At 70.0% G+C, this 18,963-nt stretch carries 19 protein-coding genes; 7 read left to right on the forward strand and 12 right to left on the reverse strand.

The features are described 5' to 3' along the window. Positions 1-9: 9 nt before the first annotated feature. From NQK81_RS27065 to NQK81_RS27090, 6 genes are all read right to left on the reverse strand, one after another. Positions 10-522, reverse strand: coding sequence for a YbaB/EbfC family nucleoid-associated protein (locus NQK81_RS27065; RefSeq protein WP_257483740.1), 513 nt, complete (start codon positions 520-522; stop codon positions 10-12). After that, positions 519-848, reverse strand: a complete 330-nt coding sequence (locus tag NQK81_RS27070; RefSeq protein WP_257483741.1) for a type VII secretion target — start codon at positions 846-848, stop codon at positions 519-521. Before NQK81_RS27070 ends, NQK81_RS27065 begins: the two co-directional genes overlap by 4 nt. Next, positions 845-2,827 (reverse strand): hypothetical protein, encoded by a 1,983-nt coding sequence (locus NQK81_RS27075; protein ID WP_257483742.1) that lies wholly within the window; start codon positions 2,825-2,827, stop codon positions 845-847. Before NQK81_RS27075 ends, NQK81_RS27070 begins: the two co-directional genes overlap by 4 nt. Positions 2,828-2,839: 12 nt before the next feature. Then, positions 2,840-3,250 (reverse strand): hypothetical protein, encoded by a 411-nt coding sequence (locus NQK81_RS27080; RefSeq protein ID WP_257483743.1) that lies wholly within the window; start codon positions 3,248-3,250, stop codon positions 2,840-2,842. A 29-nt stretch (positions 3,251-3,279) separates the two neighbouring features. Further along, positions 3,280-4,131, reverse strand: coding sequence for an ESX secretion-associated protein EspG (locus NQK81_RS27085; protein ID WP_257483744.1), 852 nt, complete (start codon positions 4,129-4,131; stop codon positions 3,280-3,282). A gap of 476 nt (positions 4,132-4,607) precedes the next feature. Then, positions 4,608-7,535: a helix-turn-helix transcriptional regulator gene (locus NQK81_RS27090; RefSeq protein WP_257483745.1), complete on the reverse strand. Its 2,928-nt coding sequence runs from the start codon at positions 7,533-7,535 to the stop codon at positions 4,608-4,610. Positions 7,536-8,008: 473 nt separating this feature from the next. Here NQK81_RS27090 and NQK81_RS27095 point away from each other — a divergent pair, with 473 nt between their 5' ends. Then, positions 8,009-9,112, forward strand: coding sequence for a S1 family peptidase (locus NQK81_RS27095; protein WP_257483746.1), 1,104 nt, complete (start codon positions 8,009-8,011; stop codon positions 9,110-9,112). A gap of 101 nt (positions 9,113-9,213) precedes the next feature. On the opposite strand, the gene NQK81_RS27100 is transcribed toward NQK81_RS27095, so the two are convergent. Further along, positions 9,214-9,618 (reverse strand): SsgA family sporulation/cell division regulator, encoded by a 405-nt coding sequence (locus NQK81_RS27100; RefSeq protein ID WP_034319994.1) that lies wholly within the window; start codon positions 9,616-9,618, stop codon positions 9,214-9,216. A 205-nt stretch (positions 9,619-9,823) separates the two neighbouring features. Further along, positions 9,824-10,297 carry an Lrp/AsnC family transcriptional regulator gene (locus tag NQK81_RS27105; protein WP_125679070.1) on the reverse strand — a complete coding sequence of 158 codons (474 nt, stop codon included), beginning with the start codon at positions 10,295-10,297 and terminating at the stop codon, positions 9,824-9,826. A 225-nt stretch (positions 10,298-10,522) separates the two neighbouring features. Between NQK81_RS27105 and NQK81_RS27110 the strand changes: the two genes are divergently transcribed. Then, a complete protein-coding gene (locus NQK81_RS27110) occupies positions 10,523-11,521 on the forward strand; it encodes a beta-ketoacyl-ACP synthase III (RefSeq protein WP_257483747.1) in 999 nt (332 codons plus the stop codon). Here NQK81_RS27110 and NQK81_RS27115 read toward each other — a convergent pair. Then, positions 11,508-12,992 carry an adenylate/guanylate cyclase domain-containing protein gene (locus tag NQK81_RS27115; protein WP_257489857.1) on the reverse strand — a complete coding sequence of 495 codons (1,485 nt, stop codon included), beginning with the start codon at positions 12,990-12,992 and terminating at the stop codon, positions 11,508-11,510. The genes NQK81_RS27110 and NQK81_RS27115 overlap by 14 nt on opposite strands. An 84-nt stretch (positions 12,993-13,076) precedes the next feature. On the opposite strand from NQK81_RS27115, the gene NQK81_RS27120 reads away from it, so the two are divergent. Further along, entirely contained in the window at positions 13,077-13,577 is a 501-nt protein-coding gene (locus NQK81_RS27120; protein WP_126732387.1) for an FBP domain-containing protein, read from the forward strand. Positions 13,578-13,584: 7 nt separating this feature from the next. On the opposite strand, the gene NQK81_RS27125 is transcribed toward NQK81_RS27120, so the two are convergent. Next, positions 13,585-14,400 carry a class I SAM-dependent methyltransferase gene (locus tag NQK81_RS27125; RefSeq protein WP_257483748.1) on the reverse strand — a complete coding sequence of 272 codons (816 nt, stop codon included), beginning with the start codon at positions 14,398-14,400 and terminating at the stop codon, positions 13,585-13,587. 77 nt (positions 14,401-14,477) lie between these two features. Continuing rightward, positions 14,478-15,170: a FadR/GntR family transcriptional regulator gene (locus NQK81_RS27130; protein ID WP_257483749.1), complete on the reverse strand. Its 693-nt coding sequence runs from the start codon at positions 15,168-15,170 to the stop codon at positions 14,478-14,480. A gap of 75 nt (positions 15,171-15,245) precedes the next feature. Here NQK81_RS27130 and NQK81_RS27135 point away from each other — a divergent pair, with 75 nt between their 5' ends. From NQK81_RS27135 to NQK81_RS27140, 3 genes are all read left to right on the forward strand, one after another. After that, positions 15,246-15,872, forward strand: coding sequence for a GNAT family N-acetyltransferase (locus NQK81_RS27135; protein WP_126732577.1), 627 nt, complete (start codon positions 15,246-15,248; stop codon positions 15,870-15,872). A 9-nt stretch (positions 15,873-15,881) separates the two neighbouring features. Beyond that, positions 15,882-15,998, forward strand: a complete 117-nt coding sequence (locus tag NQK81_RS45435; RefSeq protein WP_371878813.1) for a VOC family protein — start codon at positions 15,882-15,884, stop codon at positions 15,996-15,998. Between the two features lie 202 nt (positions 15,999-16,200). Next, positions 16,201-16,962 carry a sulfite exporter TauE/SafE family protein gene (locus NQK81_RS27140; protein ID WP_126732384.1) on the forward strand — a complete coding sequence of 254 codons (762 nt, stop codon included), beginning with the start codon at positions 16,201-16,203 and terminating at the stop codon, positions 16,960-16,962. A 205-nt stretch (positions 16,963-17,167) separates the two neighbouring features. Here the strand turns inward: NQK81_RS27140 and hisC are convergent, their stop codons facing one another. Beyond that, the gene (gene hisC / locus NQK81_RS27145; protein WP_192747552.1) at positions 17,168-18,223 is read right to left on the reverse strand and encodes a histidinol-phosphate transaminase; all 1,056 of its coding nucleotides are present in this window, start codon (positions 18,221-18,223) and stop codon (positions 17,168-17,170) included. A 97-nt stretch (positions 18,224-18,320) separates the two neighbouring features. On the opposite strand from hisC, the gene NQK81_RS27150 reads away from it, so the two are divergent. Next, positions 18,321-18,953, forward strand: coding sequence for a dienelactone hydrolase family protein (locus tag NQK81_RS27150; protein WP_034319814.1), 633 nt, complete (start codon positions 18,321-18,323; stop codon positions 18,951-18,953). Positions 18,954-18,963 lie beyond the last annotated feature (10 nt).

The following is an 18,963-nucleotide window of genomic DNA, read 5'->3' on the forward strand; positions in this document are numbered from 1 at the left end:
ACGAGGAACTCACCAGGGCGAGTTTTCCTCGTCGTCCGGCGCTTCGTGACGCTTGTCGCGAGGCGCGGGCGGCGTATCGGCGGACGGCGCGGGAGGAGCGGGCGGGTCCGGGGACTCTTCCTCTTCCATCTCGGGGAAGCGGCTGCGCAGGGTGCCGATCATCAGCGCCCTGGTCTCCTGGTCCTCGTCGCCGAGCGATTCCTGCATGACCTCGGCGACCTGGTTCGCGATCCCGGACTGGGCCTGGTGCATGGTCTGGAGGATCTGCCGCGACAGCTCCTCCAGCGGATACGTCCTGGCCTTGTTCCCGAACTCGATGTCCGTCACGCCGCCGTCCGCCCCGACGGTGACCTTGACGGCGCCGTCGGAGCTGGACGCGGTCAGCCGCAGCTGCTCCGTCCGCTCCTGCGCGGCCGCGTAACGCTGGGCCTTCTCTTCCAGTCCCGCGGCCCATCGGTCCATTTTGCGCTGGGCCTCGTCGGGGTCCAGCATGAGCTCGCCGAGCTCGTTCCCGCCGGTCACTGCTTTCCTCCGATGTCCAGTGCCTTGAAGTCCGCCTTGAACGGTTCCGCGTTGGTCTTGTCACCGTCTACATAGGACTTGGCAGCGGTGCGGACGTTGTCCGCCGTCGACTGGATACCTTCCGCGGCCGCCTTGATCGTCTCCGCCGCGCGTTCGCCCGCCGGGTTGACGATCGGCGGCAGGAACGCGCACAGCAGGCCGTACGCGTCCGCGGACATCGCCGAACCGGTCGCGCCGTGCGCGGTGTTCAGCCGGTCGACGAGCCCTTCGAGATGGCTCGCGTGCGCGGTCAGGTCGTCCGGGTCGACCTCGAACGAAGCCGTCACTTCCAGTCCTTGTTCTTCCAGTCGCCGATCACCGGCGGCGCCACGACCTCGTCGGCGGCGAAGAAGGACGGGTCGTCGGACTCGACGTAGTCGGCGACCTTGTGCTCCTTGTCCTCCTGGCCCTGTCCCTTGCCCGCGGCGGGGGCCATGCCGCCCATCGGGGCCATGCCGCCGGGCGTACCCGGCTTGCCGCCGGAGCCCGCCGCACGGGCCGCGGCCCCGTCGGCGTCCACCGCGCCCGCGCCGAAGGCACCGCCCATGCCGAGCGAGCCCGTCGCCCGGCCGGCGCCGCCGACACCGCCGGCACCCGCGCCGCCGGCGCCGGTACCGCCGCCACCGCCACCACCGAAGCCGCTGGTACCGCCGGTGCCACCACCGCCGGGGATGTTCGGCAGGTTCGGCATGCCGAGCTTCGGCGCGTTGTACGGCGTGCCCTTGTAGGAGTTGCCGTCCGGGAACGAGGGACCGGTGAGCCGCTCGCCGATCCCGCCGGGACGCGGCATCGGCGGGATGTTCGGCATGACCGGCCTCGGCCCGCTGTTGTTGGGCCCGTTCGGGATGGGGATGTTGGGCGGGGTGAACGGAAGACCGCCACCGGGCCGGGGGCCGCCGCTCTCCGGGATGGGGATGTTCGGCGGGGTGAACGACGGCGGCGTCACGGACGGCGGGGTGTAGCCCGTGGTGCGCGTGCTGTCGTCGATCTTGGGCATGTTCGGGAGATGGGGGCTCGTCGACGCCGCGGGTTTGTAGGTCTCGCCGCCGGACGGCCCGTTCGGGACGCCGATGTTCGGCATGACCGGACTGGAGCCGGGACCACCACTGCCCGGGCCGCCACCACCGGGGAAGCCGCCAGGGCCGCCGCCGGGTCCACCGGGTCCGCCGCCCGGTCCTCCGCTCGGCGAGTTGAACGGCGACACGCCGCCGGGGCCACCGGTCACGCCCTGCGGCGTGCCGTCCATCGAAGCGACGAGGCCGTCCGGGCGCGTACGTTCCGTGGCCGCGGTGAAGGGGGTGGCCTCGGTACCTTCGACCGCCATCCGGTCGCGAAGCGTGCCGGCGGGCGAACCCGCGCCACCGCCGATGGGCGTGCCCTGCACCTGCCTGGCCGCCTGCATCGTCGGCAGCTTCGGCGGGGCGGGGAACGCGGGGGTGGCGATCGCCGAGCCGACCGTGCTGTCGAAGTCGGTCATCACCTTCGCGGCCTGGTCCCGCGCGTCCTGCTGCTTCTTGAAGGTCGAGAGATCCTTCCCGAGCTGCGCCATGTACACGTGCGGGTCGGTGATCTTCTGCAGGTTGGCGTTGGCCTCCTGCACGCTGAACGCCACCGGCGGGTTCGCCGCCATCAGCTTCTGCGTCTCGTTGAGGGTCTGCGAGTGGATCTGCTGCTGCCGCCCGGCCAGCGTCGCGCCGTTCGCGGTCGCGCCGAGCCATTTGCCGACACCGGCGAGGTGTTCGCGGGCCGCGTCGCCGCCCGCACCCTCCCAGTTGGCCGTGCTCGCGTTGATCGCCTTCGCCAGGTTGCGCTGGTGCGTGGCCAGGTCGTTGCCCGCCCGGACCCACTCTTCGGAGGTCTCGGCGACCGCGGCCGGATCCGCGTCATCCGCGATCGCGGCCTGCATCTGCTCGTGGGTGGCGTTGGCCCAGACCGTGGAGGGCGGCTCGCCGGGCTGGCGGAGCTCCAGGTTCTTGTCGAGACCTTCGCGCGCCTTCTCCAGCTGCCCCTCGTACATCTTCTGCGTGAAGATGTCCTTGAAGCCGTTGAGGGCGGTGTCGCCCCAGCCGAGGATGTTGAACAGCAGGTCCGTCCCGGCCGAGGCCCCGGCCCGGATCTCGTCGCCGGACGCGGCCTCGTCCGCCAGCGGCCCGACGTAATAGGCCGACGACGAATCGGCCGTGACGTCGTAGAACGGGTCGTCCGGGTTGTAGTCCTCGGAAGCGGGATCGGAGACCTTCGCGGTCTTCTCCGCGGATTCCGTCACGGGTCTCTCCTCTTAGATCTCGGTGTCGATCCGCTTCAAGGTGCGCTGGTTCTCTTCGTCGCGTTCCCGGTAGTTCCGCTTGGCGAGTTCGATCGCCTCGATGTAGGTCGGGAATTCGGCGCGCGCGGCCTCGAGCTGAGTGAGCAGGCCCTGCGCGTCCGTCGCGGTGCCGTGCATGTGCTGGGACACCCAGCGCGCGGTCGCGGTGGAGCTCATCGGCGGCGTCTTCTGCAGCTTGGTCAGCGCGCTCCAGCGCTCTTCGAGACTGTCGATCACTCCCTGGAGTGAACGGATCATCTCCTGACCGGTGCTCTCGTCGACGGCGAAGCTGCCCTGCTTGGCCATCTCCTTGAGCCGCGCACTCGCGAAGGCCACCTTGCGCGCCGCGATCACCGGCTCCAGTGCTTGTGCTTCCTCGGTCAACGGAGGATCCTCTCGCCCGGTTCGGAGGGTCAGTAGATGTCAGCGATGGCGTCCCGGATCGCGTTCGCCACGCCCGACTGGCTCGCCGGGTCGTAGTGACCGATCACGGCGCCGGAGGCTTCGTCGGTCTCGGTCCGGATCAGGTACCGGCCGTCTTCGGTGTCGAGCCAGCTCAGCGGCGTCGACCGGAGCCGTTCGCCGCGGCGGCCGATCCCGCTCACGATGATGTACCCGCCGCCGAGACGGGTCCCGGACAGCACCTTCTCCAAGACCTCGACGTCACTCTCGTCGGACCGCCGGGCCGGGGCCTCCGGCCGGGCGCGGACGACGCCGGTGAACTGGAGGTTGCCGAACGCGTCGGTCTCCTCCTCGTCGAACTCGGCTTCGGCCTGACGGCGCGCGGCCATCGCGGAGACGGCGCGCTCCTCCTTCTGCACGATCGTGCGGCGGCCGGTCGACGCGGGGCGCATCCGCGGCAGCACCCCGGAGAGGACCTCGACCAGCTCTTCGTCGGAGAAGAGCGCGAACTGCAGGAGGTCTTCGCCATGGGCCTGGGTGATGCCGAGCGCCTGCCTGCCGTCGGTGAGGGCGAGCACGGCGATGTCCTGGCCGATACCGTCGATGCCGTTGATCGAGACGGTGATCCGGTGGTTCCCCAGCAGCGCGAACGCGGTGCGGACGGCCTGGTTCAGCTCGCCGTTGATGGACAGGCGGCGCTGTTCGAGGTCGGTGTAGACCTTCCGGATGACCGTGGCGTAGCGCTCCGGGTCGATCGAAGTGTTGCGGACACGCAACGGAAACAACCGGACGTCGACGCCCAGCGCCTGCCCGACCACGGTCGCCTCGACGGTCCCCAGCGCGAAATCGGCTCGCTCAGCCATGCTTCTGCGCTACTCCCTCGCGGGGGCCGGGCCCCGACTTTGTTAATGGCCAAAACAAACTAGCACAGCGCATGACACTACGGAACCACACGGACACGGCTGGACCCGATGGAATGGATCACCATGCCCGATCGGGCACTTTTCTTGCCCCTAAAGGAATAGCGGGCACGGTGAACGGCCTGCTCGGCCGGCCTCCCGGCGGGTGTGAGCCCCTCCCGGCCGGGGTGTCGCGAAAGCCACTTTCGCGACGTCCGATGTCCCGAAAGTGGCTTTCGCGACATCGGGCAGGGGCACGCCCTTCGGGTCGCGAGAGCGCAAGCGGGCCGCCGCTCTGTCGTTGGTTCCTGGGCGCCTTGCTTGCGGGGCCGGCGTTGCGAAAGCCACTTTCACAACGTTGATGGTTGCGAAAGTGGCTTTCGCGACACCCCCGCCGGGCCGGGACTCACGACTGACGACTGTCCACAGGGGACGTTTCCTCAGCGGCCTGCCGAAGCGGGCGCGTAGGTCGTCATCCGGCGGGCCACGTCCGTCCGCGACCGGGCCCCGAGTTTCCGCAGCACCTTGGCCACATGCTGCTCGACCGTACGCGGGGAGAGGAACAATCCGTCCGCTATCTCCCGGTTCGTCCGTCCGTCGGAAAGCATTCGCGCGACCTCGAGCTCCCGGGGCGAAAGCTCCTGGCCGTAGCCGCGCCGCCCGCGCTGCGAGGGTGCCCACGCGCCGTGTTCCCGCAGCTGGTGACGGCAGCGGCCCGCGTCCCTGGTCGCGCCGAGCCGCTCGTAGGCCTCCGCGGCCGCCGTGAGCTCCTCGATCGCCTTGCGGTCGCCCGCGGTGTGACGGCCCGCGTTGAGCCGGGAAAGGGCCGCCCGCTCCCGGGCGCCGATCGCCTGATACGGCATCGGCAGCGCCTCGTAGCCCGCCGCGGCCTCGTCGAAAACCGTTGCCGCGGCGGGATGTTTGCCGCGCGCGTCGAGCAGGATCGCCCGGCCGGCGAGCAGCGCGACCCGGGAGACCGGCGAGTCCTTGCCGTCGATCCCGCGGGCGAATTCCTCGACCACGGCGTCCGCCTCCGACCAGCGCCCGGCCCGCGTGTAGGCCTCGGCCGCGGCGGGGACCAGCGCCGCCGCCCACACCCAGACGCCCTTGCGCCGGGCCGCCGCGACGGCGTTGTCGGCCGCCGCGCACGCGCCGTCGACGTCGTCCGTCGCCAGGAGCACCCGGATCAGGACGCCCGCGGCCGAAAGGACGACCGGGATGGGCCCGTGCTCCGGGGCGTGGACGCTCGCCGCGGTCAGATGTCGTTGCGCGGCGGCGAATTCCCCGCGAACGGCGGACAAACCACCGAGGACGAGCGAGCACTCCATGACGATCGGGCCGAGGTCGGGGTAGGCGTCGCGCAGCTGTTCGGTGGCCTCCGCGAGGCCGGACCAGTCACCGCGCACCCAGTCGAGCCGGACCCGGGTGCCCTGCGCGAGCCCGGCGGCGTAGAGCGCCCCGGCGTCGGTCGCGCGGCGGATCCCCTCCGTGACCAGCTTTTCCGCCCTGGTCAGATGGCCCGCCCAGGACTGCGCGTCGGCGAGGTTGCACCACAGCCGCGCCAGCTGGACCCGTTCGGCGACGCTGCCCGCCTGGTCCGGCAGCGCGGTGAACTCGGCCCAGGCCGATCCGTCGCCGATATGCGCCTGGGTGGAGATCCGGTCGCCGAGCAGCGCGAGCCGCAGTTCCGGGTCCTCGATCCGGCCGAAGACCTCGCGAGCCCGCTCCATCCAGACCTCGTGCCACGACAACGGGGTCAGCCCGTCGATCGGCTGGGCGAGCAGGTTGATCCCGCGCGCGGCCAGCTCGGGCTCGTCGACCAGCTCGGTGATCGCCTTCTCCACCTCGACCCGCCCGCGGCCGAGGCGCCCGATCGTGCGGACCAGCAGCATCCCGAGGCTGAGCCGGATCGTCCCGCGCACGCTCGGGCGCAGGTCGGTGAGGTCTTCGAGGATCCGCTCCAGCGTCTCGATGACGTCCGGGCGGAACCCGCGCAGCGCGACCTGGCTGAGCTTCGTGGCCAGCCGGGCGATGTCGTCCTCGCCGAGTCCCGCGTCGGCGAGCACGGACTGGAGCAGGTCGATGGCCCGTGACGTGTCCCCGTGGGCGATGGCCTCGTCGGCGGCGGCTTCGGCGTAGTGGCGCCACTGTTCCGTCCGCCCCGCCGCGCGCGAGTGGTTCGCCAGCAGGGTGAGCGGCGGGACCGGCTGATCGGCCAGCACCTGGATGGCGCGCGAATGCAGCAGGCCGCGCTCCGGGCCGCTCACCGTGTCGTAGACGGCCTTGCGGGCCAACGGATGCCGGAAGCCGTAGCGGTCGCCGCCGAGTTCGCCGAGGACCCCACCATCCAAAGTGGATAAAAGGGCGGCGCGGAGCGCGTCGCCGTCGAGCCCGGCGAGTTCGCCGATCACCGCGGGCTCGGACGGGACGGCGAGCACCGCCGCCGCGCGGGCCAGCCGGACGGCGGGGCCGGGGAGCGCGTCGAGCCGTTCGGTGATGGCCTCACGCAGGGAGATCGGGACTTCGAGGCTCTCCAGCAGCCGGTCGCTCAGCACTTCGCCGATCGGCAGGCGGCCGGCCGCGTCCCGCAGCGCCCGCAGGGTCTCCTCGACCACGAACGGGATGCCGGCGGTGCTTTCGTGGAGCTTCGCGGTGAACGGCGCGGAAACCCGCGGCAGGTCCAGCAGTTCCTCGGCCAGCTTCCCGACGGCCTCGACGTCCAGCGGGCCCAGCGTCACGCGGGCGGTCTGGACGTTCGGCGGGGTGCGGAACGGGATGCCCGCGCCGCCGTGTCCCGACGGCGAGCCGGTCCGGTACGCCGCGACGACGGCCAGTTCGGGGGGCATGGCCGCGGCGAGGAAGCGCATGAGGTCGCGGGTACCCTCGTCGGCCCATTGGAGGTCGTCGATCAGGACGAGCGCCGGCCCGCAGGCGATCAGGAGTTCGCGGACGGCGCGGAACTGGCGGTGCCGTTCGGCGCACGGGTCGGCGAGTGGTTCCGGTTGGGGCGGAAGGCTTTCCGCCAGTTCGGGCAGCAAGGGTCTCAGCACCCCGGCGACCGGGCTGAGCGGACCGAGCGGCCGGTCGCCCGCCGAACGCAGCGCTTCGAGCACCGGCCCGAACGGGAACGGCTCGCGCATCGGCTGGCAGGCACCCTTCAGTACCCGGCCCGGCGCGAACTCGCGGCGCCCGGCCAGCTCTTCGAGCAGCCTGCTGCGGCCCATCCCGGGTTCGCCTTCGATCAGCACGGCGGCGGGACGGCGCAGCAGGATCTTCACGATCGCCGAGACCTCGACGTCGCGGCCCACGAGCGCCGTCGATCCGGCGCGGACCGAAACCGAGGTCGGGCGAGGGGTGGCAAGCCACATCATGCGCTCCTCGGTGGGGAGTTCCCGCTGAGCCCGACACGATCTTGTGCGTTGTCCTGCGGAGCCTAAGCACTGCCTACTCGGTCGTAAACCACCCAACACGGACACCATGGGCACCCCGCGAGGCCGTTCGGAGACGCAGCGTCACCGGTTGGCTGACGGATCGTCGGTTGGAAAATCACCGGACACCCGAAACATCGGCGACCAACCCGATTCAGCGAGTCATCCCACGTTCAGGGGGTGGCCATGACTACGCAAGGTATTTGCCTCGAAACCCTACTTACGGACGGCCCCGTCCGGGTGCCTGCTCTAGGTGGCCGCCCCTGGAGCAGGGGATTCGCGTTCCGAAGAATGGGTATACCTATCCCGCGCCGACCCGGATTGCGCCCTTCGTCCGAGTCGAGAACGCTCACCCGTCAGGGGAGGGACATCGCATGGCGAACCGGAGCCGTGCGTGATGACGAGGGAGAAGCATGAAGATCACGAAGCTCCTCGGTGTGGCCGCCACGGCAGCACTGGCCACCGGCGCGCTCGTCACGGGTACCCCCGCGGCAGCGACCTCAGCATCTTCGGACACTCTGCTCAACGCCGAGATGGTTCCCGCCCTGCAACGGGACCTCGGCCTGACCGCCGGCCAGGCACTCGCCCGGATCCAGAGCGAGACCGCCGCCGGCGCGCTCGAACAGTCACTCGCCTCGGCGCTCGCCGGCAGCTTCGGCGGCGCGAGCTACAACGAGGCCACCGGCAAGCTCCGCGTCGGCGTCACGGACGCGGCGAAACTGGGCCAGGTCCTCGCCAGCGGCGCGGAGGCGGAACTCGTCCGGTTCTCGGCGGCCCAGCTCGATTCCACTGTGGACAAACTGAACGCGGGTGAGCGCGCGGCGGACGGCGCGATCACCGGCTGGGGAGTCGACACCAAGACCAACCGTGTCACGGTGAACGTCCTGCCGGGCAAGAGCGGCGTCGTCGACTCGTACCTGGAGAAGACCAAGGTGGACAAGGCCGCCGTCGCGGTGGTCGAGACCACTTCGGTGCCGACCCTGAAGTACGACGTCCGCGGTGGCGACGCCTACTACATCAACAGCTCCTCGCGCTGCTCGATCGGCTTCTCGGTCAACGGCGGGTTCCTCACCGCCGGCCACTGCGGCCCCGGCACGGTGACCGGTTACAACCGGGTCGCGATGGGCTCGTTCGCCCGCGCCAGCTTCCCCGGGAACGACTACGGCCACGTCCGGGTCAACAGCAACTGGGTGCCGCGCGGGGTCATCAACAACGGCACCCGCGTGAGCGGCTCGGCCGAGGCGGCCACCGGCGCGTCGGTCTGCAAGTCCGGCTCGACCACCGGCTGGACCTGCGGCACCGTCGGCGCCAAGAACCAGACCGTCCGCTACGCCGAGGGCACGGTCTACGGCATGACCGCCACCAACGTCCGCTCGCAGGCGGGCGACTCCGGCGGTTCGTTCATCGCGGGCAACCAGGCCCAGGGCATGTTGTCCGGTGGCAACAGCTCGGTGACGTACTTCTTCCCGGTGCGGCCGGCGTTGTCCGCGACCGGGACCTCCCTGGTCCTCGGCTGACCTCAGCCCCGGTCGACGGGGGACCGTGAACAGGACGAAGGGCGGACCGAGTGCCTCCAGCGCACTCGGGCCGCCCTTCGTCTTCTTGCCGCGGGAAGGTCTCAGACGTTGCTGATCTCCTCGATCAGCGCCTCGACGTCGAAGTGCTCGCTCTCGGAGCCGAGCGGGACGAGCTCGTACGTGGACTCGAGGAACGTCTCGACGTCCTCGCGTTCGAGCTCGAACGACGCGTAACCGTCGGGTGACTCGATTTCGAGCGTCAGCAGCGCCTCGTCCTCCGAGAGGTCGGGGCGGACGCGGACGTCGCCGAGCCCGGCGGGGTCGGTGAGGCCGGTGACGAGCAGCTCACGCGCGAAGGTCCACTCGACCCACCGGCCGCGCTCCGTCCGGAACGACACGGTGACCGCGAACGGCTCGCCGGCGTGGAAGGACAGGCGGGAAAGGACGGGCGTGCTGCTGTTGTTCAGCAGAACGAACTGGCTCTGGTGAATTGCGTCGGTGTGCACGGCCACTCCTCTGGTGCTCGTGGTTCGCGCGGCGCGAACTTTTCGTCTCGGGGAGGAGATGGCCGGACCCACGCCGGATGACGCGACTGCGACGACGTTCACGCTATCGGCTGCATCTGTCCATAGTGGTGTAACGCCCGGCACAGACCCCTTGCGTCCGGGCGGATACCCGTGGTGACGAGGTCGCGTAGTCCTTTTTGGACCCTCAGGGCTCCAGTGGCAGCGTCAGTCCCGTCTTGACCCGGTCCATCGCCACCGACGTCGTGAAGTGCCGCACGTTCGGGTTGTCGAAGAACATCCGCCGCGTGAACGTCTCGAAATCCGCCATGTCCCGGCAGGTCACCACGAGCACGAAGTCCGCGTTGCCGGTGACGTAGTAACACTGCTGGACGTTGTCGTCCGCGAGCACCTGGCGCCGGAACCCGTCGAGGACCGCGAGGTTCTCGCGTTCCATCTCGACCATCACCACGAACGTCATCGACAGCCCGAGCGCCCGCGGGGACAGCACCGCCACCTCGCGTTCGATCACCCCGGTCTCCCGCAGCCGCTTGATCCGCCGCTGCACGGCGGCCGCCGACAGACCAACCTTCGCGCCGATGTGCTCGGCGATCGTGCGGGCGTCGGACTGGAGGCAGGCGAGGATGGCGACGTCCATGCGGTCGAGGTCGGGTGTGTGCACCAGGTCAGGCTAGCCGGACGGCTCTCCAGGGCGCCCGTTCTCCGGCCGCGCCACGACGCGGTGTGCGTCACCCGTTCGGGTGCTCGGCCCGTGTGCCCGGTCACTCCCGGAAAGAAGATGAGAATTCTTTGAATTGTGACCCGGAACACAACTGACGGGTCTACTGAATGGTAGCGCTTACAAGTGAATGGCAGACCTCTCATTTCCCCGCGAAAGGATTCCTTGGTGCCCTCATCTCAGGCCGCCGTTCTCGCCGGTCTCGGCTCATGGCTGCCTCCGCGCGTGGTGGGCAACGAGGAGATCGCCCAGCGGCTGGACACCTCCGATGAGTGGATCCGCTCGCGGACCGGCATCGCCGAACGCCGGGTCGTCGACCCCGGAACGTCCACTGTGGACCTCGCGGTCGAGGCGGGCCGCCGGGCGCTGGTGTCGGCGGGGGAGACCACGGCGGACGCCGTCGTGCTCGCGACGTCCACGGCCGACCAGCTGTGCCCGGCCAGCGCGCCGCAGGTCGCGACCGAGCTCGGGCTGAACGGTGTCGCCGCGTTCGACGTCAACGCCGTGTGCAGCGGGTTCGTCTACGGGCTCGCCACCGGCGCCGGGCTGATCGCCGCCGGGATCGCGCGCCGCGTGCTGGTGATCGGCGCCGACGTCTTCACCTCCCTCGTCGACCCCGAAGACCGCGGCACGGTGCCGATCTTCGGCGACGGCGCGGGCGCGGTCCTGCTGCGCGCGGGCGACCCGGACGAGCTCGGCGCGCTCGGCCCGTTCGACCTGCACAGCGAAGGCGCGCTCGCGGAGCTGCTCTGGGTCGAGGCCGGCGGCGCGAAGAACCGCAGGTCGGACGATCCGCGCGACCACTACCTGGTGATGCAGGGCCAGACCGTCTTCCGGCACGCCTGCGCCCGCATGGCCGAATCGGCGCGCGCGGTACTGGACTCCGCGGGCTGGGCGGTCGGCGACATCGACCGGTTCATCGGGCACCAGGCGAACATCCGCATCCTGCAGACCTGTGCGAAGCAGCTCGGGCTCGCGGAGGACGTGATGTACTCGAACATCGAGAAGGTGGGCAACACGAGCGCCGCGTCGATCCCGATCGCGCTGGCCGACGCGGCCAAGGAAGGCGCGCTCCAGCCGGGGCACCGCGTCGTGATGGGAGCCTTCGGCGCCGGGCTGACCTGGGGTTCGACGCTGCTGCGCTGGCCGGACGTCATTCCGGGCTGAGCACGCTCGCCTCCCAGGCGTGCGTCGGCTCCTGGCGGCCGCGCAGCTCGAGTTCCGCGTACGGCTTCCAGTGCGCGCGCTCGCTCTCCAGCGCGGCCTTGAGCACCGCCTCGCTCGCCAGGATCCGGCCGTCGGCGGATTTCGCATCCTCGGTCAGGCGCGCGGCCTCGTTCACCGCGTCGCCGATGACGGTGTACTCGAACCGGCTGCTGGTCCCCAGCTGACCGGCGAACACCCGCCCGCTCGCGACACCGATGCCGAGGTCCAGCTCACCGGTCTCCTGCACGGCGTCCCGGATGGCCCGCGCGGCCGAAAGGGCCGCCGTCGGCGCGTCCGCGAGCCTGGTCGGGGCGCCGAAGACGCAGAGCGCGGCGTCACCCTGGAACTTGTTGACCAGCCCGCCGCGCGCGCCGACCGCGTTCACCACGCTGGTGAAGAACCGGTTGAGCATCTTCACGAGGTCTTCGGGCGGGGTGCGGCTCGCCAGGGCCGTCGAATCGACGACGTCGACGAACAGCGCCGTCACCTCGCGCACGTCGCCCGACAGGGAGGCGCCGTACTCCAACGCGTGTCGCGCGACCTCGTCCCCCACGTGCCTGCCGAAGAGATCCCGCATGCGTTCCTGCTCGCGGAGCCCGGCGGCCAGGTCGTTGACCGACGTCTGGAGCAGGCCGATCTCGCTGGAGTCGTCGACCTCGACCACGATCTCCTTGTTGCCGCGCGCGATCTCGTCGAGGGCGACCCGCAGCCGGTGCAGCGGTGTCGCGACGGCCTTCGCGAGCAGGCCCGTCCCGATCGCGCCGACGGCCAGCCCGATCACCGAGATCATGATCAGGCTCGCGACGTGGTCGCCCTGGCCGAGATCCGGCGGCGTGGCCACCAGCAGGACCCCGAGGAACGGGACGCCGCTCGCCAGCGACCAGGTGACGACCACCCTGGTCAGCACGGTGACCTTGAGCGTCCCCTTCGGCGGGGTCACCTTGAGCGCGATCGTCATCACCGGCCGCGCGACCCATTCGGCGGCGAGATAGGTGAGGCCGACCGTGGTCAGCCCGCCGAGCCCGATCACCAGCGCCATCCCGAGCGCGTCCATCCAGGACCCGAGCACCCGCGCGAGCGCGCCGAGCACGATCGTGCCGATCAGCCAGAGCGTCCCGCTGACGATCCCCATGTCGATCGGGAGCCGGAGCGCCCGCTCGGCCTCGGCCTTCGTCGGTGGGCGGCCGAACACGAACCAGACCGCCGTGCGCCGCTGGAGCCAAGCCGTCCACAAGGTGCCGACGACCAGCGCCAGCGCGACGATGCCGGCCGCGGTGACGCTGAGGATCCAGCCGCGATCGCCGACCTCGCTCGGCAGGCCCTGCAGGAGCAGCAGCAACGCGACCACTCCGGCGCCGCACACACTGGATCCGACGCCGAGCGCGGCGAAGCCGAGACTGGTCCGGAGCACCAGCCGGAACCGGCTCGACATCGTCATCCCGCGCACCCGGTGATCGTATGACCTCCGGCGGAAAACGGTTCGCCCGTTCTCGGGTGCGGTGGTTACCGTGCGGGTATGGAACCGCTGGGCCAGGACGAGATCAGGGCGTCCTTCGTGAACTGCACCCGAGGCGAGGCCAAGGGGGTCACGCTACCCGCCCGGCCCGAAGAGATCCCTTGGGAGAACAGGGAATTCCTCGGCTGGCGCGATCCGAAGGCCGCCTCCCGGGCGTATCTCGTGCTGCCGTACCGCGGGGAAACCGTCGGACTGTCCCTTCGCGCCGCTCCCCGGCCGAAGGGCCGTGTCCTGCTGAGCAACATGTGCGGCCTGTGCACGACGACACATCCGCTGTCCGACATCGCGCTGTTCTCCGGCCGCCGCGCCGGGAAATCCGGCCGGGAGGGCAACACGCTCGGCATCTACGCGTGCGCGAATCTGGCGTGCAGCCAGTACATCCGCGGCGAGCTGAAGTCGGACGTGCCGCAGCCGTTCGAATCCTTGACGCTGGAGGAACGCGTCTTCCGGCTGGAGGACAAGCTGCACCGGTTCGTCGAGCGGGTGCTGGAGTCCCGCTGACCCGCTTTCAGAACCGCATCCGCAGGATCCGCCCCATCTTCTTGAACGCCGGGAACAGCCCCGCGAACCACAGCTGCGCCCGCATCGACGGCGAGATCCGCGCCTTCACTTCGGGCGTCGCGTAATCCGTCGAGTCGAGCTCCGAGACCAGCGTCAAGCCGAGCCGTTCCAGTTCGGAGATCTCGTCGATACCCCAGTACAGCGTCGCCTTGGCCTTGCGGACCACCGGGTTCAGCTTCTGCAGCTTGATCCCCAGCGTGCTGAAGATGTCGAAGACCATTTCGCCGCCCTGCGGGAAATGCGCGATCAGCCGTCGCAGCAGTTCCTCGCCTTCGGACGGCCGCAGGTACATCGTCAGCCCTTCGGCGATCACCAGACCGGGTTTGTCCGACGGGATCTCGTCGAGCCAGCCGAAATCCGTCACGGACGAGCCGATGGTCCGGTATCCGTCCCGTCCGGGGTAGATCCGGGAGCGCAGATCGACGACGTCGGGGTAGTCGACGTCGAACCACCGCACCGAAGGCGGCGGGTCGACGCGGTACACGCGGCTGTCCATCCCGCAGCCGAGCTGGACGACGGTCGCGTCCGGGTGCCCCCGGAGGAACGACGCGGCCCACTCGTCCATCGGCTTGGCCCGCATCGCGACGGTCAGCCCCATGTCGGCGTTCACGCCGAGTGAAGCGAAGTCGTAGTCGATCTGCTTGACGGCCTCGTCGGCGGCCTTGTCGCCGAGGATCGGCCGATCACTGCGGGCGTCGAGCGCCCGGCCGTACAGCGTGGCGAGCATGGTCGCCTTTTCTTCGGTGAACCGGACCTTCTCCACCGCACACCCCCGTCAGAAGTTTCACAAACTTCTGAAAACAATACTCGCGCGAGGGTGTTCGCGCCATCAAGGAAGCGTCAATCCCGCGTCGTGTAGTCGTGGACGTAGGTCTTGGCGTCGAGCAGATGCCGCAGGGTGATCTCCCGCGCGGCCGCCGCGTCCGAACCGCGGATCGCCTCGAGGATCGCGCGATGCTCGTCGACGGCCTTCCGGATCTGCCCCGGAAGCCGCAGCGCCGCCCGCCGCTCCTCGCCGACCAGCGACAGCACCGAACGCAGCAGATCGGTGACGTCGTCGTTGCCCGCGTTCTCCGCGATCACCCGGTGGAATTCGGCGTCGGCCGCGATCACGCGCAGCATGTCGCCGTCGGCCGCGGCCCGGTCCATCTCCTCGACGGTGCCCGCCAGCCGTTCGAGCACCCGTGGCGTGTGGTCGAGCGCGAGCCGCTCGGCCAGCGTCGGCTCGACGGTGGTCCGCAGGTCGAACAGCTTCTCGACCAGTTGCTCGTGCTCGGAGAACCAGCCGCGCAAGGGCTGCTCGTCGAGGTTCTCGCGGACGTAGGTACCCGAGCCCGGCCGCACCTGCACGTAACCGATGGAATCCAGCACCCGCAACGCCTGCCGCAGCGAGCCGCGGCTGATGCCGAGCTGCTCGCAGAGCGCCCGTTCGGCGGGCAGTCTCGATCCGGCGGGGAGCCTGCCCGAGTCGATCATCGTGCGCAGATGATCGACCGTCGCACTCCACACCTGTTCGCGCTCGCCGTCCGCCACGGGTGCCATCCTCGCAGGTCCGGCGGAACGCCCGGAATTGTCGGTGCGGGGTGTCATCATCCGGGGATGACTGGGGTGGCGGGACTGATCAAGGCCTGGGTGCACGGCTGGGCGCTTTCGCGCGGCGTCGGGCTCCCGGTCGCCGAGCCGGACGGCTACCGGCTCGACGTCGGGCGGCCGGGGCATCGCGTGCGCTATGTGCTGGCGGACGCCGGATCGGTCGAGCGCCGGGCGCGTTCGCTGCACGAGCCCGGAACGTGGTTGAAGGTGAGCGGATCGCGGGACGAGGTGGCGAAGACGGTGCCGCCGGAGTGGGAGGTCGGCCCGCCGGAGTACCTGATGAGCGCCCCGATAGCGCTGCGGCCCGTGATGGCCGCGCCCGAGCCGTACCGGGCGGAGCTGGTCGGCGACGGCGTCGTCACCGACGTGGTGGTGCGCGCGCCGGACGGTTCACGCGCGGCCACCGGCCGGGTCGCGATCGCCGGCGGCACGGCGGTGATCGACCAGGTCGTGACGGAGCCCGAGCACCAGCGGCGAGGGCTGGGCAGATTCGTCATGCGCAGGCTCGACGAGGTGGCGGTCGCCGCCGGGGCGGAGCGAGCGGTCCTGGTCGCGACGGAGGAGGGCCGCGCGTTGTACCTGGCGCTCGGCTGGACGGTCGCCGCGGAGATCACCGCGGCCCATCTCCCGGAGGAGAACTGAACGGCGGCGGTGTTCAAGGACATCCGTCTCGACGCGAACGACCACCAGGCCCTCGCGGACTGGTGGTGCGCCGCGATGGGCTACGTCCGGCGACACCGCGACGAGCGGCCGAAGCGAAGACCGTGAAGAACCCCGTATGCACATCGACGTTTTCGGCTCCACGGCCGAGCTGGTGACGTCGAGTGGGACGTTCTCGAGGACACCGAAGGCTGACGAGTTCTGCGTCTTCCCGTCGAACGAGACATAACGGGCTCGTTGAATGTTCGACTAGACACATCCGGAGCGCGAAAGGAGGTAACGGTGCTTAGGGTGCGGACGTGAGCGCTTTATGACGTGGTGGCACGCTGTCGTGATCTTCGTCGCGGGGCTCTGGGCGGGCACCATCAACACGGTCGTCGGCTCGGGCACGCTGGTGACCTTCCCGGTTCTCGTCGCCCTCGGCTACTCGCCGCTGACGGCGACGACGTCCAACGCGATCGGCCTCGCTCCCGGCACGGTCAGCGGGGCGATCGGCTACCGGGAGGAGCTCAGGGGCTACTGGCCCCAGGTCGCCAAGCTCGCGGTGGCGTCGTTCCTCGGCGCGATCTGCGGGACGATCCTGCTGCTCTCGCTGCCGAAGGACGCCTTCGAGACCGTCGTACCCGCGCTGGTCGGCCTCGCGGTGGTGCTCGTGATCGTCCAGCCGCGAGTGGCCGCCTGGGTCGCGAAGCGCCGCGAGGAGAACGGGACGGTCCACAAGATCGGGCCGCTCCTGCTGTTCCTGATCTTCCTGATCGGCATCTACGGCGGATACTTCACGGCCGCGCAGGGCGTGATGATGATGGCCGTGATGGGGATGCTGATGTCGGAGTCGCTGCAACGGCTCAACGGCGTCAAGAACGCCCTGTCGGCGGTCGTGAACATCGTCGCGGGCGCGATCTACGCCTTCATCGCGCCGGTCAGCTGGCCCGTGGTCGCGCTGCTCGCGGTCGGGTCGACGATCGGCGGCCAGATCGGCGCGAAGATCGGCCGGAAGCTCTCGCCGAAGGTGCTGCGCGGCGTCATCGTCGTGATCGGTCTCGCCGCGATGGTGCAGCTGCTCCTCAAGTAGGGGACGGCCCGCGTTTAGCCGACTAAACGCGGGTTTCCCTCGGCGGCCTGGGCCTGGTGCTCGTGTCGCGAAAGCCACTTTCGGGACGTCAGGCGTCGCGAAAGTGGCTTTCGCGACGGCACCCTTGCCTTGCCCCTCGAAAGGACGGCCCGCACTTAGCCCACTAAACGCGGGTCGGCGAAGCACGGGCCGCCCGAAAGCGTGCTCAGCGCGGGAAATCCCCGGCCGCTTCGAGGAAGAGATCGTTCTCCTCAGGTGTCCCGATGGTCACTCGCGCGCCTTCGCCCGCGAAGGGACGCACGATCAGCTTGCGCTCCAGCGCGTGCTCCGCGAACTCGGTCGTCCGCTCGCCCAGCGGCAGCCAGACGAAGTTCGCCTGCGTCTCCGGCACCTCGTAACCCTTGGCCACCAAGGCATCCCGGACGCGCGTGCGCTCCGAGACGATCTCCTTGCAGCGTTCCAGCAGCTCGTCGGCCGCGTCGAGCGAGGCGATGGCCGCCGCCTGGGCGATCATGTTCACCGAGAACGCGACGTAGACCTGCTTCAGCGCGACGGTGATCGCTTCGGGCGCCACCGCGTAACCCACGCGAAGACCGGCGAGGCCGTACGCCTTCGAGAAAGTCCGCAGTACCGCGACGTTGTCCCTGCCGCGCGCGAGTTCGACACCGTCCGGCACCTCGGCGTCGGTCACGAACTCCTTGTACGCCTCGTCGAGCACGACGAGCACACCCGACGGCACGGCGTCGAGGAAGCGCTCCAGCTCCGCCCGCCGCACGACCGTCCCGGTCGGGTTGTTGGGGTTGCACACGAAGACCAGCCGCGTCTTGGGCGTGATCGCGGCCAGCATCGCGTCCAGGTCCAGCCCGTGCCCGGCGGTCAGCGGCACCTTCACGCTGACGGCGTTCGCCACCTGCGTGACGATCGGGTACGCCTCGAACGAACGCCACGGGAAGACGACCTCGTCGCCCGGGCCGCACAGGGCCTGGATCATCTGCTGGCAAAGGGAAACCGAACCGCAGCCGACGGCGATCCGCTCGACCGGCTCGTTCAGTTCGCGGGCCAGCCGCTCGACGAGCCCGGAAGCGGTGATGTCCGGGTACCGGTTGATGCCCTGCGCCGTCTCGGCTATGGCCTGCGCCACACTCGGCAGCGGCCCACCGGGGACCTCGTTGCTCGCCAGCTTGATCGCGCCCTGGATTGTCCGGCCAGGGACGTACTTCGGCAACGATTCGAGATCCGCACGCGGCGAAACAGGTGACATCTTCGGCGCTCCTACGTCTGGGGGACGGCTCCGACACCGTATCCTCCCGCGCGAGCGCAAGCTCCGAATATTTACCTAAGAGTGGTCTGATGGAGGAATGACCCTGACGACCACCGTGGAACACCAGCACGCCGACGGCCACACGCTGCGCCTGACCTTCGCCGAACCGGATGGTGTCGTCCGCGGCGGGCTCGTGGTGCTGCACGAGGAGGCCGAAGAGGTCGAAGAGGGTCTGGGCCTGCTCCTGGCCGGTCTCGCCGGCGAAGGCTGGCTCACCGTCACCCCGCATCTCGACCGTGACGACCTCACCCAGCAGGACCTGCTCGAAGCCACCGACGCGACGCTCGCGTGGCTCGGTGAGCGCGGAATCCAGGCGGATCTCGTCGGTGTCGTCGGTTTCGACCTCGGCGGGACGGCCGCGCTGGTCGTGGCGTCGAACCGCAGGCTGGGCGCGGCGGTCAGCGTCGGCGGGCAGGGCGTCACCGGGCTGCCGGTCCTGGTCGAAATCGCCGGACGGCTCACCAGCCCTTGGCTCGGTATGTACGGCGACGCGGGCGACGAGGCCGGGGGCGCCGAAGTGGAGCAACTTCGCGACGCGGCGGCGACGGCGAACGTCGCGACGAACGTCGTCCACTACCCGGGCGCCAACCACCGTTTCGACGCCGATCCGGACGCGGCCGCGGAGGCCTGGCAGCGCACGCTGAATTGGTTCGACGCCCACCTGCGATGACGCCGTTCGC

This window comes from Amycolatopsis roodepoortensis, from assembly GCF_024628825.1.
Taxonomy (GTDB): Bacteria; Actinomycetota; Actinomycetes; order Mycobacteriales; family Pseudonocardiaceae; genus Amycolatopsis; species Amycolatopsis roodepoortensis.